The following is a 21,048-nucleotide window of genomic DNA, read 5'->3' as shown; positions in this document are numbered from 1 at the left end:
TGTCCTTGTCGGGCTATTCGCAGACATCCATTACCTTTTCTTTAGTACATCAACCTTGCAACAACGATGGGATTTTGGCTGCGCACGTGACTAATGCCGGAGCAGTACTCCCACTTACTTTCTCTTGGCGAATAGGCAGTCAAACCATTACCCGCATAGTTAATAGCGCGGATGATACGCTGTATAATTATAGCGGTGCCTATGCTTACGTAAGTGCCTTCAATGCGAATCCACCGGGTGGTGGCGGTCAGTATTCCGGTTATTATGCCGGCTCTCCTCCATTCACCTTTAACGATACCATAACACCGGCTGTTTGCCCTGCTTTGGCTACGGCAAAAGCAACGGTGACCGGTGGCACGGCTCCTTTTCAATATCAATGGTTGGATGTGAACAATAATGTGGTTTCTACTTCTAACCCCGCTTCGCTTTCTCCGGGTTCTTTTCAATTGGTGATCACCGATGCGGCAGGTTGCGTTTTTGGCACAGGACCTAGCAACGTTTCAGGAACGACTAATCAACCAATATATGTTCCTAACAACTCTCCGGTAACATTTACGCTTGGCTCCACTCCTGCTAATTGCACGAATGGAACAGCCACCGTTACCAACCCTGCGGGTGGTATTGCCCCTTATTCTTATCAATGGAATAATGGAGCTTCCACCACGACAATCACCGGCTTATCTGCCGGCGAATATCGAGTCACTGTTTACGACTCACAAGGGTGCTATCTGGAAAAGGCTATTGGTGTGCAACAATCAGTAACCATTGGCGGCAATACCACCATTACAAACGCTACTTGCCTGCAAAATGACGGAAGTGTTATTGCCTTCGGCAGCGGAGGTCAAAGCCCCTATACTTATTCTTGGAACAACGACCAGCAAACTCAATCTGCCGTTGGTTTAACCGCCGGATATTATAGTGTGACGGTGCGCGATGCAAACAACTGTACCGGAATGAAAACCGCCAACGTGACTGCAGCCACACCGGTTACTGCCACGTTTGCAACTACTCCTACTCAATGTACCACTCCTACCGGTACCGCTACATTGAATATTGTGGGCGGCACTGCACCTTATACAGTAAACTGGAATAGCTTCCCTGCGCAATCAGGTATTACTGCTACCGGACTGAAACAAGGGAATTATTCTTTTCACATCACTGATTCATCCGGTTGCGTAAGGACCGGAATCGTCACGGTTCCACCGGTGAGTATTATCACAGCTTCTATTATAAAAACAGATGCCAGTTGCCAGCAAAATAATGGTACAGCCGGTGTTCTGTTGCTCTCCGGAGCTAACCCTTATACTTATATCTGGAATACTGGAGCTACCACATCATCTATCAGCTCCGTGACCGCCGGTCACTATACTTGTACCATATCAGACAATCTGGGCTGTACCCTTACAAAAACAGTCATTGTCAATGCTTCCAGTCCGGTGAATATTGGTTTGAACTCACAAGTGGCTACTTGTATCTTTAACAGTGACGGCAGTATCACTGCCAATGCTACGGGTGGAACAAATCCCTACTCTTTCCATTGGTCTGACGGTCAAACCACCGCAACCGCTACCGGTTTGAAAGCTGGGCATTATACGGTGTATGTTGAGGACGCAGCCGGCTGCACTAAAAGTGTGTGGACTGATTTGACTTATGATGGTTCTAATAACACTTGCTATTGCACCCTCAGCGGTAAGGTATATGAAGACCTGAACCAAGACTGCAATCTGGACAATGGTGAGCCGGGTATTAATAATATTATGATTCACACCAGTGGAATGGGATATACTTATACCAATTCGGCCGGTATTTATTCTGTGAAAGTACCTACCGGCAACTATACTTTGTCTGAGTCAGTTCAGTCGTACTATCCATTGGCTCCTTGTCAGAGCAATGCCATAGCAGCCAGCACAACGGCATCGGCAGGATGTGTCATCACCAATAATTTTGCCAACATCGTCAACCCTATTCACGACGTGCGAGTCATCACAACGAAAATCAACGAAGTGGTACCCGGATTTACACACCAACAAAGAGTGGTAGTTGAAAATAATGGCACCATTACTGAACCGGGTATTCAGATGGGCTATGAACATGACGGACAGTTAGGGTTTAGCGGTGTAGTTCCTAATTTATTCACCCAACAGGATGCCGGAAATTTCCCCAACTGGTATAGCATCACCTCGGGATTCCCTTCTTTAAGTCCAAATGCCATACAAACCTTCACCGTTAATTATTTAGTACCGGTTAATATTCCTCTGGGAACTTCCATTTGGTTCAAAGATACGGTGGCGAATGCCACACCTATCTCCAACTGGTTGACCGATTATACTCCTTGGAATAATGTTCATCAGTATCAGAAAATCGTTGTCGGCTCTTTCGACCCAAATGACAAGGAAGTGTCTCCAACCGGTAATGGTACTCAGGGCTTCATCTCTACGGATGATTCGGTACTGAATTATACCATTCATTTTCAGAACACCGGAACTTTCCCCGCCCAACGTGTTGTAGTAATAGACACTTTGGACAGCGATTTGGATTTCACTTCACTCGTTCCCGGCTATAGTTCGCATGCTTACGTGGCTCATCTGAGTGAAAACGGTGTCATCACTTTTACTTTCGACAATATTAATCTGCCAGATAGCTTCAGTCAGCCTATTTCTAGCATTGGCATGGTGATGTACACCATCAAGCAGAAAGTTGCCTTGGCAGGAGGCACGGAAATGAAAAGTCCAGCAGCTATATATTTCGACTTTAATGCACCGGTGATTACGAACACTCCGTTAAACACTATTGATTTTGCCACCGCCATTAAATCACCTAAAACAAATGTTCTGGACTTTAACTTGTTCCCGAATCCAAGCAGCGGAAACGTTTCTTTGGCTATTAATGCAATGGAAGCAAACCGAAATGCCTATATCCGGATTTATAATCTGATAGGCGAAACGATATATTCGAGGAATGTTAGTTTGGAGTCAGGTTTAAACAGGACGCAAATTGAACTTGGGGGTTTAAGTAACGGCTTCTATTTTGTAGAAGTAGTTTCAGGAGGAACCAGTCAAGCTCAGAAACTGAGTATTCTTCATTAAGAAGTTTCTATTCTAAAAAGAGACGGCAGGAAATTATTTTCCTGCCGTTTTTTTATGTTTTAAAAGGTGGATTTAATCTCTGTTACTGAAGAATTTGAATTTTCGATCAAAGGGATTCAGGTTTAAAACACAATGGCGGATAAACAGCTTATCGTAATAAGGGATAAAATTTTCTCGTCTTTCTTGTAATACACCCTCTGGGAAAAGATGGGCATGAATGCTTCTGATTTGCGCCACGGCAGTCTCGTGCTTTTTCTTTTCAGCTTTCAACATTTTCCCCTCCAGATTTTTAATAGAAGCCAGAACTTTTTGTTTTTCCGAAGCAGCACTGGGTCCCAGAGTTACATCTATCGCTTCGGCTTTGGCAGCGATGGTGGCAAAGAGTTCTTCCAATTTCTTTTCTTCATCTTGTAGATTGGAGTCAGAAGCATAGTGTAGTTGAATATACCGGTTGATCAGTTGTTCGATATCTTCAAAAAAGTCTGCAGCCTGCAAACCAAGTTTTTCCAACTTCTTTTCGGTGGAGTGGTTGAGGATAGCAGCCGAACTACGTAAAATCTGCATGGGATAGTTTATCCCGTAATAATCAAAGAGTGGCTTTAGCTCCAGCCAATAACTCATTTCGCCGGCACCGCCCACAAAGGCGAGATTGGGAAGAATCATTTCTTGAAACAGCGGACGGAAGATGACGTTGGGACTGAACCTTTCTGGATGAGATTCTATTTCTCTCGTCATTTCTTCTGCAGTGAAGGCGAGCGACGTATTGATCACTTCAAATTTTCTTGAGTCGGAATTGAAAACAATTCTTTCGCGGATGTTTTCACCCAGATAGAAAAAGTTAATTTCCCTTGGCTTGGCTTGTACTTTATAATTTGACTCTAAAAACTCAATTGTCGGCTTTAAAACTTCTACTGCCCGCTTATTTTCAATCTCATCTTTGGCAACACGCGCGAATATTTTCTTCAAGGTCGCGTCATCCTGATCTAAAACAAGCAGTCCCTCGTCTTTAAATATCTCGTTGATAAAATACTGTGTGAAGTTTCCAAAGGTGTTGAACTCGGCAACTCCTTTTTCAATAACAGAAAGAAGATGAGAATCAGAAACAGTGTTTTTCAACTCCTCTATAACAGAATGCAGCGATTCTGTTTCTATCCTTCCGATAGCTCCTCTCCCATCCGTGTTCCATTCTATTTTTTTTCCGTGCACGTACGCATGATTCAGTTCATCAATGTCGTGGTCTTCGCTGCCCATCCAAAAGACAGGAACAAATTGGTAGCCCGGATAAGTTTTAGTCAACTGATTAGCGATATTGATAACGCAGGAGATTTTATAGATAAAATAGAGTGGGCTGAGCAACAAAGAAGGCTGATGTGCTGTCGTGATAGTGAAGGTTTTATCCGATGCCAGTTTCTCAATGTTGGCAGTTACTGATGGCGAAGCGCTAATGAGGTGATACTGCTTTTTTAAAACTTCCACTAACGTTTTCCGGTCTATTGAGTCGTTTGATTTATCTGCAATAACTTGTTTGAAAGCAGAGAAATCAAAGGAGTACTTGTATAAGTGAGCCAGCGATTTATTTTGAGAAAGGTAGTCGGAAACCAAGGCAGGAAGCAAACCGGTACTCCCCATTTCGATTTCGCTGTGAAGAGAAATCATACTCAAAATTATTATTTGATAACTACTCCATACAAATCAAATTCCTCGGCTGACGTAATTTGAATGTTCGCAAAGTCGCCTATGCGGACGTAATTGCTCTTGGCATCTACCAGTACTTCATTGTCCACTTCGGGAGAGTCGTACTCAGTTCTTCCAATGAAATACGCTCCTTCCTTTCGATCGAATAGAACTTTAAATGTTTTACCGACCTTCTGCTGATTGAGCTCGCGAGAGATTTCTTCTTGCGTGTCCATCAGTTCTGCAGCTCTTTCTTCTTTCACTTCTTGCGGGATATTATCCTCCAGTTGATGAGCGCGAGTACTCTCTTCGTGCGAATAGGTGAATACTCCAAGGCGGTCAAATCTTGTTTGTTGTATAAAATGACGAAGCAATTCAAAGTCTTTGTCTGTTTCGCCCGGAAAACCAACAAGCATGGTGGTCCGATAGCGATGGAGGGTATTCTTTCTCTAATTTCTTGAATTAATTCAACAGTCTGTTCGTTGGTAATATTCCGTCTCATAGAGGTAAGAATATTGTCGGCAGCATGTTGCAAGGGCATGTCGAGATAATTACAGACCTTTTCGTTCTCGGCAATAGCATCAATAATCTCCAATGGAAATTGTGCTGGATAAGCATAGTGCAATCGAATCCATTCAATGCCTTCTACTTTAGAAAGCTCATTCAACAATGCGGGCAGCCTTCTTTTTTTGTAAATATCGAGGCCATAGAAGGTTAGTTCTTGTGCAATCAAAATCAGCTCTTTAACTCCCTGAGCGGCTAACTTCTTTGCTTCATTCACCAGTTCTTCAATCGGTCGGGAAAGATGTTTGCCTCTCATCAAAGGAATGGCGCAAAACGAACAGGTACGATTGCAGCCTTCCGAGACTTTCATATAGGCAAAATGAATAGGCGTGGTGAGGAATCTTTCACCAATCAATTCGTGCTGATAATCCACCTTGAGCGTTTTCAGAAGCCGGGGTAATTCCATAGTCCCGAAAAAGGCATCTACTTCAGGAATTTCGATTTCAAGGTTGTCTTTATATCGTTGAGAGAGACAACCAGTAACGTACAACTTCTCTATTTTCCCCTTGCTTTTAGCGTCGGCATATTCGAGGATGGTGTTGACAGACTCTTCCTTTGCTCTGTCAATAAAGCCACAGGTATTGACGATTACTATGTTCCTTCCCTTATTCCATTTATCATGTTGCACATCGTAACCACCATGCTGCAACTGGCTCATCAACACTTCGCTGTCCACCAGATTTTTGGAACAACCCAAAGTAATTACACTCACTTTGTCTTTCTTCAGCGACTTAGTTTTCATTTAGTTCATCCCTTTAAAAAGTGATTCTACAAATAGCTTCTTATTAAAGACCTGCAACTTGTCCATCTGTTCACCTAAGCCGATATACTTGACCGGTATATGAAATTGGTCGGAAATACCGAGTACTACACCCCCTTTGGCAGTTCCATCTAACTTGGTGATGGCTAGAGCAGTAACCTGAGTGGCGGCAGTGAATTGCTTTGCCTGTTCCACCGCGTTTTGACCGGTGGAGCCATCCAGTACTAAGAGGACCTCATGCGGTGCATCAGGAACAACTTTCTGCATGACCCGGCGAATTTTCCCTAATTCATTCATCAAATCAATACGGTTGTGCAGTCTGCCAGCAGTATCAATAATCACGACATCGGCTTCGATGGCCAATCCTCTTTCCACCGTTTGGAAAGCCACGGATGCGGGGTCCGCGTTCATCTGACCTTTGACAATTTCAACATCTGCTCTTTTGGCCCATACGTCCAACTGGTCAATGGCTGCGGCGCGAAAGGTATCGGCAGCACCGAGCAATACTTTCTTGCCATTCGTTTTGAATTGATGAGCTAATTTGCCAATAGTGGTGGTTTTTCCGGCACCATTTACTCCAACAACCATGATGACATAAGGTTTGATACCCTCAGGAGTGATGAAATTTTCCTGATCGCTATTTTTGTTCTCGGCCAGAATATTCTCAATTTCGGTTTTTATGAGTTGGTGCATCTCGGCGGTGGTGACGAACTTATCTTTGGCCGCCCGTGCTTCAATATTTTTGATTATTTTAATCGTCGTCTGCAGACCCACATCGGAAGAGACCAGCGCTTCTTCCAAGTTATCCAATACTTCATCATCTATTTTGGTCTTCCCAGCTACTGCACGAGCCACTTTGGAGAAAAATCCCTCTTTGGTTTTTTCCAAACCTTTATCGAGGTCTTCTTTGCGTTCTTGCGTAAAAAAACTAAACAATGCCATATTTTATAAACTAAAAAAGCATCTCTCAATCGAAAGATGCTCGTTAAAAATCTTTGCAGAAATGATTATACCTCCTTTCCGGCGAGAAAATCTTGTACCTTATCTTTGTGAACAATCTTCTCGAGGAAGGAATAATTGTTAGTTTTCCCTTTTACTGCTTTAATCACTTTCACATAGTCTTTTGAACCGACTACGGTAGCACGGTCTGTTCTTGCGTTCTTTGAAATTTTTGCCATGAGCTTTTTTTATTTAATCTCTTTGTGTAATGTTACTTTCTTCAAAAATGGATTGTACTTTTTCAACTCCAGTCTTTCGGTGGTGTTTTTCCGGTTTTTATAGGTCATATAGCGACTTGCGCCCGCAACGCCTGAATCTTTTTGTTCGGTGCACTCCAAGATAACTTGGATTCTGTTGCCTTTTGATTTCTTAGCCATAATTATATTCTCTTCTTAAATCTTTCTGATTAACTCAATTTGATTTCGCCCTTTTTATCGAGGTCCTTAAGGTAGCTGTAGATACCTTTTTTGTTGATGGTCCGAAGGGCGGAGGTGGAAACCTTCAATTCAATCCATTCATCAAGCTCGGGGATAAAAAATTTCTTTTTCTTTAAGTTGGGTAAGAACTTACGGTTTGTTTTCGCATTGGAATGGGAAACCGAATGCCCAAACATTGGGCGCTTACCTGTTAATTCACATACTTTACTCATAACCCTTAATTTTTGGGAGCGCAAATATGCAAGATTATTATGGAAAAAACAAAATTTATGGAAAGGAAGAATGTTCAATTGTTAATAAGCACCATTTAGTTCGGCTTTTTGTAGGACTATTATCTAGCACGAATCCATCAATTACCAGATAAGCTATATATGAATCACAAGCGCGAATCAAGTCTAACCCTTCCTTAGATACTTGGTCAAGATGACAATGGTTTGTCCATCAATCTTCCTTTCAATTTGTTCTATGTTATCGGCCACAAGTTTTATTCCTTTTACCACCGTGCCGAGTTTGGCATTGAGTGAGGAGCCTTTTACATCGAGTGTTTTAGTCAGCACCACCGAGTCGCCATCTTGTAAAATATTTCCGTTGCAATCGCGGTGTAGTTCTACTGTGCTAGAACTTTCATGGTCGTTAGTAGCTTTTGCCCAAGTGAGAGTTGGCTCATCAAAATACATTTGGTCCAGAGCATCGGCTGCCCAACTTTCGTGTCGGAGGCGATTTAACATGCGCCATGTTACCACTTGAACGGCAGGCACTGTACTCCACATGCTATTCGTCAAACAAGACCAGTGCGCACTGTCAAGTTCTTCTTTTTTATCCAGTTGTCTCAAGCATTTTTCGCAAATCAGTATACTGTCTTCTTCCCGCTGTTCAGGATGAGGAGGGAGGTCATAAACAGATAGTTTGGTTTCGATAGCACAGAGTTCGCAGTGCTTGTTGCTTCTTGTTTCGAGGACGTTCAATAAACTCATTTCAAAATATTAAGCAAGCGAAAGTAGTTTAATTTATTCCCCCGCAATTTGTCTTTTAGATTAAGAAAAATAAATGCAAAGTCAGGCACGGATAGCTTTGAATCGTTACTGCGCTAACAGTTTCTTGTACTTGAATTTCCGAGGTTGGTCATCATTGATGCCGAGGCGTTGTTTTTTGTTCTCTTCATAGTCGCTGAAACTGCCTTCGAACCAGTAAACTTGTCCTTCGCCTTCGAAGGCGAGGATGTGGGTGCAGACACGGTCAAGGAACCACCGGTCGTGGGAGATGATGACGGCGCAACCGGCGTAGTTTTCGAGAGCTTCTTCGAGGGCACGCATGGTGTTGACATCGAGGTCGTTCGTAGGCTCATCGAGGAGTAGGACATTGGCTTCATCGCGGAGGGTGAGGGCAAGATGGAGGCGGTTCCGTTCGCCACCCGAGAGGATTTTTATCTTTTTCTGTTGGTCGGCGCCATTGAAGTTGAAGCGTGATACGTAGCCTCTTGAATTCATTTTGAGTTTGCCTAGTTCAATCCATTCGCCACCTTTGCTAATAACCTCCCAGACGGTTTTTTCTGGATCTATATTTGAGTGAACTTGATCTACGTAGGCGATTTTGACGGTTTCTCCTACCTCAAAGGTTCCAGCAGTTGGTTTTTCTTCGCCCATGATCATGCGGAATAATGTAGTTTTACCGGCACCGTTGGGGCCAATGATTCCGACGATTCCTCCTTGGGGAAGGGAGAAGTTGAGGTTTTCATAAAGCAGTCGGTCACCGAAGCTTTTAGCAACGTCTTTGGCTACGATAACTTTGGCGCCGAGGCGTGGACCTGGCGGAATGTATATTTCGAGTTTTTCGTCGGCGGCTTTTACTTCTTCCGAAGCCATTTTTTCATAGTTCTGCAAACGGGCTTTGCTCTTTGCTTGACGCGCCTTTTGTCCCATACGGACCCATGCCAATTCACGTTCGAGCATTTTTTGGCGCTTACTTTCTATTTTTTCTTCTTGAGCTAAACGAGTTTGTTTTTGTTCGAGCCACGAAGAATAGTTTCCTTTCCAAGGAATACCTTTTCCGCCCTCGAGTTCAAGAATCCAACCAGCTACATTATCAAGGAAATAACGGTCGTGGGTGATGCAGATGACTGTTCCTTTATATTGGGCGAGGTGATGCTCTAACCAAAGTACCGATTCCGCATCGAGGTGGTTGGTAGGTTCATCTAAGAGGAGTACGTCAGGTTCTTGCAACAAGAGGCGACAAAGAGCTACTCTTCTTTTCTCGCCGCCAGAGAGGTTCTTGACGGAAGCCTCTGGCTCGGGACATTGTAGGGCATCCATAGCGCGGTTAAGCACCTGATCAATTTCCCAAGCATTTGCCGCATCAATTTTATCTTGTAGAACACCTTGGCGCTCTAATAGTTTTTCCATTTTGTCGCCACCGAGATTCGGATCGTTGAACTGTTCGGAAATGTTGTTAAATTCATCGAGCAGAGCAAATATTTCCTTTTTGCCTTCGCGAATGATTTCGATGACAGTTTTGGTTTCGTCCAATTTCGGCTCTTGTTCAAGGTAGCCTATGGAGTAGTCTTTGCTTTTTTCAATTTTGCCCAGATAGTTTTCATCTACTCCGGCAATGATTTTGAGCAAGGTTGATTTACCCGAACCGTTGGCACCAATGATGCCGATTTTGGCTCCATAGAAGAAGCTGAGGTAAATATCTTTTAGAATTATTTTGCTTGGAGGAATAGTTTTGCCCACGCCCTGCATGGAAAATATGATGGTATTGTCTGCCATTTTTCTTGAATTGGGATGCGAATATAATAGTTAGAAGATGGGGTAGGTATAAATCCCCTTTTACTAACGTCTGATTTAGCAAGATATGAGAGGAAATGGGCTGATTAAACAGTCCAACTTAATTTTTTTCTTTGGCTATTCGAGCCAATCTTCTGGATTCAGAACGGTATTGGGGAATGAAGATGCTGAGAACATAGGTTCGCACGAGATAAACCCAAATACTTTTTTCGGTAAGGTCCGGGTTTATAAGATGGGCAATTTTTTCGTGGGCTGCGGGGGCTTCGCTCCAATGCAAAGAAGCGCGCATGTGGTGGATAGTGTGAAAGCCGTTGTTGAAAAGAAAAGCGTTCACGCCAAGAAAGTTCCGTGAATGGTTATATTCTGATTCTTCGTCGGCGTGTACATGTTGTACGTAATTGAAAACTATGACCGAAAGTTGCGCTACTTGTTGAAGAATAAACACAAACAATAACGCTTTTTCCCAATCCAATACAAAAAAAACAATCAACCAAATCACCAAAACAGCCAATTGAAGTATGTTTTGAGTATACTGCTTGTGGTTCTTTTCCTTCAGTTCTTTCATGTAAGGAATAATCCCCTCTTTCATTTGGTTATAGCCACTAATGCTTGGATATTGAATCAGAGAAACGAAGTTGTTATTTTCGGTATGTCGGTATGTGCGGGTCACATCCGGCAATTTGTTGTTGTAGCGGTGATGGTTGCGGTTGTGAGTAGGTATCCAAACAAAAATAGGCAAGCCGTAGAACACTGTCAGCCACCAGTCGGTTAGTATATTCAGAATCTTGTTAGTCCAAATATTGAGGTGGTTGTGATTATGGGTGATCACAGCCACAGCAATAGAGAAATGGAGGTAGACGATATAAACCAACCAATTAAACCCATAAATCCACTGAAGAACAAATAGGCTAGTTGTTATGAAAAAATAGGCGAGAGTTCGTAAGTCTGATTTGTATTTCAATGTATTAAATGTATTCAATGAAGTTCAAATGTAGAAATATCTTGATGGCATGTCCAAAATATTTTTTTCATAGGGATAAGGCTTCGCATCCGACTCGATTGTATCTTTAATAGTGCAACTAAAAAAGAGGCCTTTTACAAGGATTTCTTTCAGATATTGCTATAGTGATAAAAAATGATTTAATTGCACTGTAAATACCGAAGGCAAGCTTCGGTGTCTATGTGGGACATGATTGGTGATTAAGCGGTTGGAGAATTATTATTTAGAAAACTAAGGTTTGACTATGAGGCAATTTTACTTTTTCGGTACTTTTCTATTATGCCTTAATTGGTCTATAGTAAACGCGCAAATCTGTACTCCTGCAAGCAATGATAATTGTGCAAATGCCATAGCATTAGTGGTGAATGCTCCTGCTATTTCGGGGAATACTTGTGGCACCTTAGAACCCGGCGAGATCATTGATTGTGCTGTTTCGACCAGCACACAGTCTGTCTGGTATTCTTTTGTTGCGACTGCTAATATTTTAGCGGTTTCTATTTCGAGCCCAATATTCTGTTATTTAAGTTCATCGGTTTGGACCGGAACGGGCGGATGTCCGGTGGGTGGCAGTTGTCATGCTATTTCGTGTCAATCGGCAACGAATGGGCCGGCAACGACGGTACATTATTTTAATGATTTGGTTATTGGCGATACTTATTATGTACAGATTTTGAATGAACCGAGTATTATTTGTGGCACCTCAAATATTTTCAATATAGATGTTTCTACTACGATACCAGCAAACATTTCTAATGGACCGCAACTGTCTACCTGTGGCGCGGTAAGTGGATCGGCATGTGTATTTAATTATGTTCCAACGGTTAATACCATTACATCACAGTGCCAGTCTTATCTCAATCCCACCACTGCAGATGGGAAGAACGAAGTGGTAAAAGCCTGCTTTACATTTACCGGTCAATATTCAACCAATATTACTTTTCAGAATGTCATAAACAGTACTTGCGGTACTGGCAATGTGATCTGGTTCAATTGGGAATTGTACGATCTCAATTGCAACTCGGTTAGTTGTGGTGGTTTGAGTAATCTAGGCACGTCAGGTATCGTTTGCGGCAATCAATATAAAATGTGTTATGCCTATGAAATCCCGAATTGCACTCATACCCTGTTTTACCCCTACATATCCGCTATTCCTGTAAATATGCCAGCCTGGACTTCACAATCGAATAGTTCCTCGACGGCATCTATTTGCCCAGGCGACTCGGTTACTCTGTTTACCAATGCCCCTGGGTATATAAATTACAGTTGGTCGCCGGCTACCGGTTTGAGTTCGACAACAGGTCCGTCGGTGAAAGCATTTCCGGCAATTACCACAACCTATACCGTTACGGGATTTGATTCAGGTGGTTGCGCTCAGAGCAAAACCATTCAAGTGATCGTTAAACCTACACCGGTTCCAACCATCAATCCTTCAAACCCTACCCTTACCTGTACTGCGCCTACCGCTACTTTGACGGCTACCGGCGGAGGCACTTATTTATGGAGTACCGGCACTACAGGGGCTTCTATTATAGTGAATGGGCAAGGGACTTACACTGTTACCGTGACTGGCACCAATACATGTAGCGCTACGACCAGCGCTTTGGTAAATCAGGGAGGCTCCTTACCAACTGCAACGATTACGCCGGCTTCTGGCGTAATCACTTGTTCCAATACTAGTATCACTTTAACTGCAAGTGGAGGTGGAACCTATTTGTGGAGCAATGGAGTTTCTTCTACTTCTATCAATGTTACATCGGCAAATACTTATAGCGTTACCGTGACTGATAGTATTGGTTGTTCAATCTCTACTAGTGTTTCAATAACAGAAAACAAGATTCCACCGGTAGCTGGAATCACTCCTTCCACCGCTACACTTGACTGTATAAATGTGAGTGCAACACTGACCGCAAGTAACGGCGGAACCTATCTGTGGAGTACCGGGTCATCAACCAACTCCATAATAGCCACTACCAGTGGCAACTATAGTGTTACGGTAACTGATTCTGTAAACGGCTGTACTGGGGTTGCTTCATCAACAGTGAGTTCGTTACCCGGAATAACAATCACTCATTCTGTAACCGATATTTCCTGCAATGGCGGCAGTAATGGCGCGGTAGATATACAAGTAACAGGAGGTCAGGCACCTTATACCTTTCTTTGGAATAATCAGGCCGCTACAGAAGATATTTCTTTGCTCTCCGAAGGAGCTTATTCGGTGACCGTAACGGATAGCTTGGGGTGCACGGCTACAAGCACAGCGACGGTGAACGAGCCAGATTCTTTATTGATTACAGAGACGCATCATGACATTTCATGCAATGGTACAGGAGATGGCACGATTACACTTAATTCAACAGGAGGCACCGGCACCATAACTTATGCGTGGAATGATGGCGGCACTGGCGCCAATAGAAATAATCTGGACTCGGGTAACTATTCAGCGACAGCTACAGATGTCAACCAATGTACTGCATCGGTTTCGACTACCATTTTTCAAGGGAGCCAAATAGACGTAAGCAGCACGGTTTCGGATGTTTCTTGTCATGGAGGTAATGACGGAAGCATAGATATTAGCCCAAGAGGAGGTAATCTTCCATACGGTTATCAGTGGAATGATGCGGCTACTTCCGAAGACCGCACTTCGGTTTCTGCCGGCAATTATAAGGTGACCATAACCGACATGAATCAATGCAGCATCACAGCAGAAGCAACTGTCAGCGAACCTACGGCTCTGTTATTTTCACAGAAAGTAGATCAACCCTCCTGTCCTGAGAACGGCGGCGATGGAACCATTAGTGTTACGCCGTCGGGGGCGATGCCCCCCTATTCCTATTCCTGGTCAAATGGAGGAAACACACCCGACATATCCGGGCTCGGCTCCGGCTCATATTCGCTGACCATTACGGATAATAATAATTGTACAGTAACCGCTTCGTTCAACTTAAACTATCTGTATCAATTTCAAGTAAACGCCTCCCCTGCATTAGCTAATATTGAAGCCGGACAAACCATCTCATTAAATTATCAAACCAGTGGAAGTGCAGGAACCATCACGAGCCAAAAATGGACGCCGAGTGAATCATTGAGTTGCGACAATTGCCGTTCGCCGGTAGCGGCTCCAGACCAAAGCACCACCTATCAAGTACAAGTAACCAATAATGCCGGTTGCGTAGCAACAGACATAGTGACCATAAATGTCAGCCCTAGCTTTTCACTTTATGTTCCTAATTCTTTTACCCCTAATGCCGACGGCATCAACGATTTCTTTGAAATCTTTGGAAACCGCCAAGGCATTTCCTTTCTCGAAATAGAACTTTTCAACCGATGGGGCGAAACAGTCTTTCAATCCAACGACCACTCTTTCAAGTGGGATGGTTTATATAAAGGGGAACCGCTGGCCACCCAAACCTTAATTTGGAAATTAAAGTTGGCCTTCAAAGACAAACCGGCAGAAGATCTTCGCCAAGGTTCTGTTACGCTGCTTAGATAGCATCCACTTTTATCCCTATTTCATCCGACGATCCGAAACGGAAACAAAACCAATATCCCTATTTCGCAATTCACTTTTCTTTGTTGGACATTTATGAACAAAAAAATACTGGCTTTATACTATTCTCAATCCGGTCAATTGGGCGAGATTGTAGATTCATTCATCCAACCCTTAAAAGATGCCGGAGCCACCATAGAAATATTGCGCGTGAAACCGGTCAACGACTTTCCATTCCCTTGGACTACCGACCAGTTTTTTGAAGCCATGCCCGAAAGTGTATTGGCCAAACCCATTGAACTGGAGCCTTTCCAATGTTCCGAAACACAATACGATTTAGTCATTTTCGCCTATCAGCCCTGGTTCTTATCCTTGAGTATCCCTGCTCATTCACTATTGGTTCATCCAGCAATCCAAAAAATAATCAAAACCAGTCCCGTCCTTACCTTGATTGGCTCCCGAAACATGTGGCTCAATTCGCAAGAAAGACTCAAAAAAATATTGAAAGAGAACGGAACTAAACTGGTAGGAAACATATCCCTCTCAGACCGCAACAGCAACCTCATCAGCGCAGCCACCATTTTATACTGGATGCTGACCGGCAAAAAAGAACGCATGCTTGGCCTATTTCCCAAGCCCGGAGTATCGGCAGAAGACATTCAAAACACCGCTACTTTTGGCCGCACGGTACTGCCATATCTAATCGCCGGAAACTATACCGGCATGCAAAAACACCTCGCGCAACAAGGCGCCGTAGAAGTAAAAACCCAGCTACTATTCATTGAAGAACGCGCACCGCGTCTGTTCTCTATTTGGGCCAATATTATCAATCAAAGCAAGCACCGAAAAGCCTGGCTCCTCCTCTTCAAATATTATCTACTCATCGCTCTATTCATCGTGGCACCCATCGTCCTCACCTTCTACAGCATCCTCTTTCTTCCCTTTCTGAGCAAATCAATCAGCAGAAAAAAAGAGTACTACATGGCCTGTTGAAATAACTCCATAGCCAGATAAAAAAGTCCGACAAAGAGTCTTAGCCTCTACCTATATATAATGATGGCGGCAGCCAGGCTTTCGCCTTTATCTTTTTCTTAACTCTAAAATATTTTTGGAAAGAAAAAGGATACCGGCTCTATCCTGAGGACAACATGTAAAGGATAGCATAAAATGGATACTATTCTCTACACTTTTTGTCCTTTTTCTAACAATCCGGCGGGCCGGTTAAGGCTTCCCTGCCGCGGGTTTAGCGCTCATTTCAGAAACTGCCTGTGTTTACATTCCATTTATAAACACCTCCTTCCTCTACCTTCCTGAGGACAACATGTAAAGGATAGCATAAAATGGATACTATTCTCTACACTTTTTGTCCTTTTTCTAACAATCCGGCGGGCCGGTTAAGGCTTCCCTGCCGCGGGTTTAGCGCTCATTTCAGAAACTGCCTGTGTTTACATTCCATTTATAAACACCTCCTTCCTCTACCTTTTTAACTGTTTCATCAACAACCATTTCTTTCATTCAAAATCTCAGCAAAATGCCATTTTTATAAAAATAATACCATTCTATAAACCATATTACCATTTCACTTATTTAAATGGTGTTTTTAAAGATAAAATTTGATTCCATTAAATATAACAGTATTTTTAGACAGGAAATTCTATTATACAGTATCAATTGATATTTACAAGTACATAATCCCGTTTTGATAAACAAAATCCTATTTTAAATTGATTATTCCGGTTTATATTCGTTTTCAAAACAAAAACATGATCAAAGCAAAAGTAGCCCGTAATTACAGGTTTATATCGCCCATAAACTAGATGGGAGCCGGAAAAAAGTTTAGACAGACTTAACGGAAAATTCGGCCATGTTTCCCAACCTTCCCATAACGCTTTCCGCCTTCAAAACCATTCACGATACTTATGAGAAAAAAATATTGGCGGCAGATTCTGGAGACAGAGATAAAATACTTGCGATGAAAAATTATACGCCGATTTGGATTGATGCGATGGATAAAATGGGTAATTATGTTGACAGCGTGGCCAATGGAAATTCAGTAACGATTTTGAAAAGCGGTTTTCATGCTACCAAAAATGAAATGAATAAACTGCAGGCACCCGAGCAGATGGTTGTCAGTGCACGGGCAAGCAATTACCGAGGCCGGATAAAAATCGCCTCTGTCAATAAAACCAATGCTTATGCGATGGCTGCTTTTGCATTTACTGAAGACAACGGTCGGGTGAGAATTGAAAAAATTGATGACCATCAGCTAAATATTTTTATTAACGACCAGTTTGTCACCGCTATCTATCTTACCACCAAACACCGAGGCGAATTTCAGGGACTTCCACGAGGAAAGAACGGACATTTTATGATGGTGGGCTTCAATGCAGCCGGTCTGGGCGCTCCCTCCAATGTTATTGAAGACGTTACGATTCCATAGTTTTGCGAAAGCCGCCTGCCGAATAAAGCGTTTCGGTTCCGGTAGCTATTTCAAATCCGTTCTTCTTTTGAATTCACTCACAATAATCCCGGCGGCCACTCCGGCGTTCAAAGATTCAGCCTTGCCAAAAGAGGGAATAGAAATATTTTGTTGAATAAAAGGAAGCAGTTCTCGGCTGATTCCATTTGCTTCATTGCCAATCACGATGAAGGCGTTTTGGTTTAGCGCAGCCTGATAAATATTTTCTCCTGCCATCACGGCACCATAAACTTTTAGCTCTGTATTTTCAGTAAATAGTTGAGCAAGGTCTGTATAAATACATTCCGTTCTGAACAAAGAACCTTTGGCAGCGCTCACCACCTTGGGGTTATAAACATCCACCGAACTATGAGCGAAGAACACTTTTTTTATTCCAAACCAATCAGCAATACGAATGATGGTACCGGCGTTGCCCGGATCATTCAGTCCATCGCAGGCCAGATACAAGCCGCCGGTCATCGGGCGCGTATTTTCAACCGTGTTTATTTTGATGGGTGCCACGGCCAGCACCTGGTCTGGATTTTCATGAGTAGAGATTTTATTTAGCTCCTCTTTAGAAACAATAAACGTTGAGAAGTTGGTGCGCGAAACGCTTGGTTTCCAATTCTCTAAATGATATATCGCATCCACTTTATAGTCCGATGCTAATAACTCGTTGACCAACTTATCGCCTTCAACCAAAAATTTGCCATACATTTGGCGAGATTTTTTTTGATGGAGCGAGCGGATAAAAGCGATTTCCTTTTTGGTCATTATTACAGATTATTAGAGGGGAAAAGTAAATTCAATTTTTAAATGCAGAAATTTTTTCTGAAACCAGCCTCTATTCTAAGCGTTTTTTGCGTGGTCATGCTGTTTTCATCTTGCCGGGTAGTTAAAAATCTTCCTCCCGGTGAAACGCTGCTCTATAAAAACAAGTTTGTTCTCCAAACCAAAGCCAGCGCTGCTGAAAAAGGAGACTTGCGTGAGGACCTTTCAAAAATAGCCGCGCAGAAACCCAACAAGCGGTTTCTTCAACTCCTCCCCTTTCGTATGTGGTTGTATTATTCGGCGGCTAAGGCCAAAAAGCTGACGAAATTCAGACAATGGATTATTGATAAAGTTGGCGAAGCACCGGTAATCTATGATCCAACCAGCACTGCCAAGAGTGTATTGCAGATGGAAAACTATCTTTTCAACTCGGGATATTTTTATGCCCAAGTGACTGATACCATCATCGAAAAGAAAAGAAGAACCAAAGTTTATTATCGAGTAGAAACAGGTACTCCTTGGAAAATTGGTGCCATAGAATTGCCCGCTGGAAAATCGGAACTTGATTCTTTGGTCCGCGAGCAGTGGCTAAATACGCTGCTGGTTAAAGGACAGCGCTTTAACATCGGACATCTAAAAAATGAACGAGAACGAATTGAAACGGTTATGAAAAATAGGGGTTACTATTATTTCAGTCGCGAGTATATCAATTACGTTTTGGATACCCTGAATGAAACCAAAACCGTAAACATTAAAATAAAGATTCTTCCACCCGCCGACTCCATCGCCCATCAGAAATTCAGCATCAATAATATTTACGTGTTTGGAGACTATTCTTCGGGCTTTGCTCCGGGCGCCGAACCTCAGGATACGGCTACCAACGGTGAATTTTATTTTATTCCTTCTAAAACAAAATTCCGCCAACGATTGTTGATGAACGCCATTCATTTTAGACGAGGCGACCTTTATAAGAGGAACACCGAACTCAGCACCCTCAATCGTTTGGCGCAACTCGGTGTCTTTCGATTTATCAATGTGGACTATGTTCGCAGCATCAGCCGACCGGGCAACTACCTAGATGGTATCGTTCAACTCAGTCCGGCCAAACGCCAAGTTCTTGGTGCTTCGGGCGAAATCAACGGCACCATTGAAGGTTTTCTGGGTGTAGCGGGAACGGTCTCTTATAAAAATAAAAACCTAACCAAAGCCGCAGACCAATTGCTGCTTGATTTTTCAGGAGGGGTACAACTCAAGTTCAGCAGAAAAGAAAAAATTCAAATTATTACAGGAACGTTCAACGCATCGGCCGTTTATTACATGAACAAGTTTTTGGTTCCTTTTCTCCTAAAATCAAAGGCGCATCACCTCAATCCTAAAACGCGCCTGAGCGTGAGCTATGGATTTGAGCACCGGTTTGATTTTGATACGCTTGCCAATATCACCTTTCTCTATCAGTTGCACAATTTCAACTTTGCCTTTGGTTATGATTGGGGCGACCGACGTTTTCACCATATCTTGAATCCTCTTTCTGTCACCTTTTTCCTATTGCCTATTCGAGGAGCTGAATTTATGCGCCGCTTGGATTTGAACCGCTTTCTAAAAAGTAGTTTTGAAGAGCAGATTATTCTTGGCCCTAACTATACTTTCACCTACACGAACCAAAAAACAAACACCGACAAGGCGTATATGTTTTTCAGAGGCAACATTGAAACGGCAGGTAATCTACTCTACGCCGGATTCAAGTTGGCAAATTTAAAATCGAAAGATGATTCGGTATATCTGATTGCTAATCGCCGGTTCTCTCAATACTTCCGCATAGAAGGTGACTGGCGCAATTATTTTAGAGCCAATCGTCATGGACTATTCGCCATCCGCACCTTTGCAGGTATCGGCGTGCCTTATGGAAACAGTATCGCCCTACCTTTTGTGAAACAATATTTCGTTGGTGGACCGAACAGTCTTCGCGGTTTCTTAATTCGACAAATTGGCCCTGGGGGATATGCAGATGCTTCTTTCAATCGAGAAACTGGAAACGATAGCAGCCGGGTGGGCTTTTTCAACCAAACCGGTGATATAAAATTTGAGCTGAACGCCGAATTTAGATTTGATATTTATAAATGGCTAAAAGCCGCTGTGTTTCTCGACGCTGGAAATGTTTGGACATTGCGCAAGGACAATCGGGAACTGGGGAATTTTGATATCACCCGCGCCTGGAAAGAGTTTGCGGTAGATGCTGGATTAGGACTTCGTCTCGATTTCGACTTCTTTGTCATTCGTCTTGATTACGGTTTCCCCATTCGCGATCCGAGACGAGTAGATGGAAAGCGCTGGCAGTTTGCTCAGGGCTATGCTTTTAAGAAAGGACAGTTTCAAATTGCCATCGGCTATCCTTTTTAATGATTATTTATTGACCGCCGTAGGTAAGGAATCTTGCTGCTGTCTGGATTGAAACTCTTCAATAATCTGTTCGGGTGTTTTGCCCAGATTATCTAAAGTAGCCTTCACATCGCGAGCAATCGCATGATTAGGATAAGCTGCCAGAAAACTTTCGTAGATAATTTTAGCAGAATCAAGACTTCCTAATTCATTTTCAAAAGTAAATCCTTGAAGAAATAAAGCGTAGGGCCGCTTAGAAAGTGAAGTATAGTTGGTGTAAACCTTTTTGTATAGCACAATGCTTTTAGCAGGCCGGTGCATGTAGCGATAAAAATCTGCTGCTTTAAATAAATAACCGGCCCCTACAGAATCGTCCGGGAAATCAGCAACATAAGTTTCATAGGATTTTAGCAAACTATTTACTGCAGCGGTATCCGTCCTTCCGGCATCTGCATCATTCATCAGGGCAGTTTCTTTCTTTTCTATTTGCTCCTTTCGCCAACTTTGTCCCGGTCTGCACGAAGCGATCAATATCAGAACAGAACCAAGCATTATCCATGTTTTCATTGTCAAAGATTTTGGGCGAAGATAATAGCAGAATTTTGACCACTGAAAAAACTATGGCCGTTGAATTATAAGAAAGAATTTTCTTT

Annotated in this window: 15 protein-coding genes and 1 pseudogene; 5 read left to right on the top strand and 11 right to left on the bottom strand. The window is 42.8% G+C overall.

The genetic code is table 11. The features are described 5' to 3' along the window. A partial coding sequence (locus IPP77_13800) for a T9SS type A sorting domain-containing protein (protein ID MBL0310698.1) occupies positions 1 to 3,086 on the top strand: 3,086 nt, incomplete at its 5' end. Positions 3,087 to 3,158: 72 nt separating this feature from the next. Here IPP77_13800 and bshC read toward each other — a convergent pair. The 9 genes and pseudogenes from bshC to IPP77_13755 all read right to left on the bottom strand — a co-directional run bounded on the left by bshC (position 3,159) and on the right by IPP77_13755 (position 11,138). Beyond that, positions 3,159 to 4,742 carry a bacillithiol biosynthesis cysteine-adding enzyme BshC gene (bshC, locus tag IPP77_13795; protein ID MBL0310697.1) on the bottom strand — a complete coding sequence of 528 codons (1,584 nt, stop codon included), beginning with the start codon at positions 4,740 to 4,742 and terminating at the stop codon, positions 3,159 to 3,161. A gap of 11 nt (positions 4,743 to 4,753) precedes the next feature. Next, positions 4,754 to 6,066: pseudogene (rimO, locus tag IPP77_13790) on the bottom strand (30S ribosomal protein S12 methylthiotransferase RimO). Next, entirely contained in the window at positions 6,067 to 7,026 is a 960-nt protein-coding gene (gene ftsY / locus IPP77_13785) for a signal recognition particle-docking protein FtsY (GenBank protein ID MBL0310696.1), read from the bottom strand. Positions 7,027 to 7,091: 65 nt separating this feature from the next. Further along, positions 7,092 to 7,262: a DUF4295 family protein gene (locus IPP77_13780; protein MBL0310695.1), complete on the bottom strand. Its 171-nt coding sequence runs from the start codon at positions 7,260 to 7,262 to the stop codon at positions 7,092 to 7,094. 9 nt (positions 7,263 to 7,271) lie between these two features. Beyond that, entirely contained in the window at positions 7,272 to 7,460 is a 189-nt protein-coding gene (gene rpmG / locus IPP77_13775; protein ID MBL0310694.1) for a 50S ribosomal protein L33, read from the bottom strand. A gap of 29 nt (positions 7,461 to 7,489) precedes the next feature. Beyond that, positions 7,490 to 7,732: a 50S ribosomal protein L28 gene (gene rpmB, locus IPP77_13770; protein ID MBL0310693.1), complete on the bottom strand. Its 243-nt coding sequence runs from the start codon at positions 7,730 to 7,732 to the stop codon at positions 7,490 to 7,492. 183 nt (positions 7,733 to 7,915) lie between these two features. After that, on the bottom strand, positions 7,916 to 8,494 hold the full coding sequence (locus IPP77_13765; protein MBL0310692.1) for a PhnA domain-containing protein: 579 nt from the start codon (positions 8,492 to 8,494) through the stop codon (positions 7,916 to 7,918). A 105-nt stretch (positions 8,495 to 8,599) separates the two neighbouring features. Beyond that, positions 8,600 to 10,285: an energy-dependent translational throttle protein EttA gene (gene ettA, locus IPP77_13760; protein MBL0310691.1), complete on the bottom strand. Its 1,686-nt coding sequence runs from the start codon at positions 10,283 to 10,285 to the stop codon at positions 8,600 to 8,602. 118 nt (positions 10,286 to 10,403) lie between these two features. Further along, complete coding sequence (locus IPP77_13755) at positions 10,404 to 11,138, bottom strand: fatty acid desaturase (protein MBL0310690.1); 735 nt, start codon at positions 11,136 to 11,138, stop codon at positions 10,404 to 10,406. Positions 11,139 to 11,547: 409 nt separating this feature from the next. Between IPP77_13755 and IPP77_13750 the strand changes: the two genes are divergently transcribed. The 3 genes from IPP77_13750 to IPP77_13740 all read left to right on the top strand — a co-directional run bounded on the left by IPP77_13750 (position 11,548) and on the right by IPP77_13740 (position 17,230). After that, on the top strand, positions 11,548 to 14,793 hold the full coding sequence (locus tag IPP77_13750; protein ID MBL0310689.1) for a gliding motility-associated C-terminal domain-containing protein: 3,246 nt from the start codon (positions 11,548 to 11,550) through the stop codon (positions 14,791 to 14,793). A 93-nt stretch (positions 14,794 to 14,886) separates the two neighbouring features. Next, the gene (locus tag IPP77_13745) at positions 14,887 to 15,783 is read left to right on the top strand and encodes a hypothetical protein (protein MBL0310688.1); all 897 of its coding nucleotides are present in this window, start codon (positions 14,887 to 14,889) and stop codon (positions 15,781 to 15,783) included. An 871-nt stretch (positions 15,784 to 16,654) separates the two neighbouring features. Continuing rightward, on the top strand, positions 16,655 to 17,230 hold the full coding sequence (locus IPP77_13740; GenBank protein ID MBL0310687.1) for a hypothetical protein: 576 nt from the start codon (positions 16,655 to 16,657) through the stop codon (positions 17,228 to 17,230). Between the two features lie 45 nt (positions 17,231 to 17,275). Here the strand turns inward: IPP77_13740 and IPP77_13735 are convergent, their stop codons facing one another. Then, the gene (locus IPP77_13735; protein MBL0310686.1) at positions 17,276 to 18,022 is read right to left on the bottom strand and encodes an RNA methyltransferase; all 747 of its coding nucleotides are present in this window, start codon (positions 18,020 to 18,022) and stop codon (positions 17,276 to 17,278) included. Positions 18,023 to 18,064: 42 nt separating this feature from the next. Here IPP77_13735 and IPP77_13730 point away from each other — a divergent pair, with 42 nt between their 5' ends. Next, complete coding sequence (locus tag IPP77_13730) at positions 18,065 to 20,416, top strand: BamA/TamA family outer membrane protein (GenBank protein MBL0310685.1); 2,352 nt, start codon at positions 18,065 to 18,067, stop codon at positions 20,414 to 20,416. A gap of 3 nt (positions 20,417 to 20,419) precedes the next feature. On the opposite strand, the gene IPP77_13725 is transcribed toward IPP77_13730, so the two are convergent. Beyond that, positions 20,420 to 20,962 (bottom strand): hypothetical protein, encoded by a 543-nt coding sequence (locus IPP77_13725; protein ID MBL0310684.1) that lies wholly within the window; start codon positions 20,960 to 20,962, stop codon positions 20,420 to 20,422. Positions 20,963 to 21,048 lie beyond the last annotated feature (86 nt).

Source organism: Bacteroidota bacterium (genome assembly GCA_016722375.1).
Classification (GTDB): Bacteria; Bacteroidota; Bacteroidia; order Chitinophagales; family LD1; genus Bog-950.
The sequence above is the reverse complement of the archived record's forward strand: the minus strand, read 5'-3'. Positions and strand labels throughout refer to the sequence as shown.

Coding starts and splice junctions, on each gene's coding strand:
- ftsY (MBL0310696.1), bottom strand. CDS start 7,026: ATGGCATTGTTTAGTTTTTTTACGCAAGAACGCAAAGAAGACCTCGAT.
- ettA (MBL0310691.1), bottom strand. CDS start 10,285: ATGGCAGACAATACCATCATATTTTCCATGCAGGGCGTGGGCAAAACT.
- IPP77_13765 (MBL0310692.1), bottom strand. CDS start 8,494: ATGAGTTTATTGAACGTCCTCGAAACAAGAAGCAACAAGCACTGCGAA.
- rpmG (MBL0310694.1), bottom strand. CDS start 7,460: ATGGCTAAGAAATCAAAAGGCAACAGAATCCAAGTTATCTTGGAGTGC.
- IPP77_13735 (MBL0310686.1), bottom strand. CDS start 18,022: ATGACCAAAAAGGAAATCGCTTTTATCCGCTCGCTCCATCAAAAAAAA.
- rpmB (MBL0310693.1), bottom strand. CDS start 7,732: ATGAGTAAAGTATGTGAATTAACAGGTAAGCGCCCAATGTTTGGGCAT.
- IPP77_13745 (MBL0310688.1), top strand. CDS start 14,887: ATGAACAAAAAAATACTGGCTTTATACTATTCTCAATCCGGTCAATTG.
- IPP77_13730 (MBL0310685.1), top strand. CDS start 18,065: ATGCAGAAATTTTTTCTGAAACCAGCCTCTATTCTAAGCGTTTTTTGC.
- IPP77_13725 (MBL0310684.1), bottom strand. CDS start 20,962: ATGAAAACATGGATAATGCTTGGTTCTGTTCTGATATTGATCGCTTCG.
- bshC (MBL0310697.1), bottom strand. CDS start 4,742: ATGATTTCTCTTCACAGCGAAATCGAAATGGGGAGTACCGGTTTGCTT.
- IPP77_13780 (MBL0310695.1), bottom strand. CDS start 7,262: ATGGCAAAAATTTCAAAGAACGCAAGAACAGACCGTGCTACCGTAGTC.
- IPP77_13740 (MBL0310687.1), top strand. CDS start 16,655: ATGTTTCCCAACCTTCCCATAACGCTTTCCGCCTTCAAAACCATTCAC.
- IPP77_13750 (MBL0310689.1), top strand. CDS start 11,548: ATGAGGCAATTTTACTTTTTCGGTACTTTTCTATTATGCCTTAATTGG.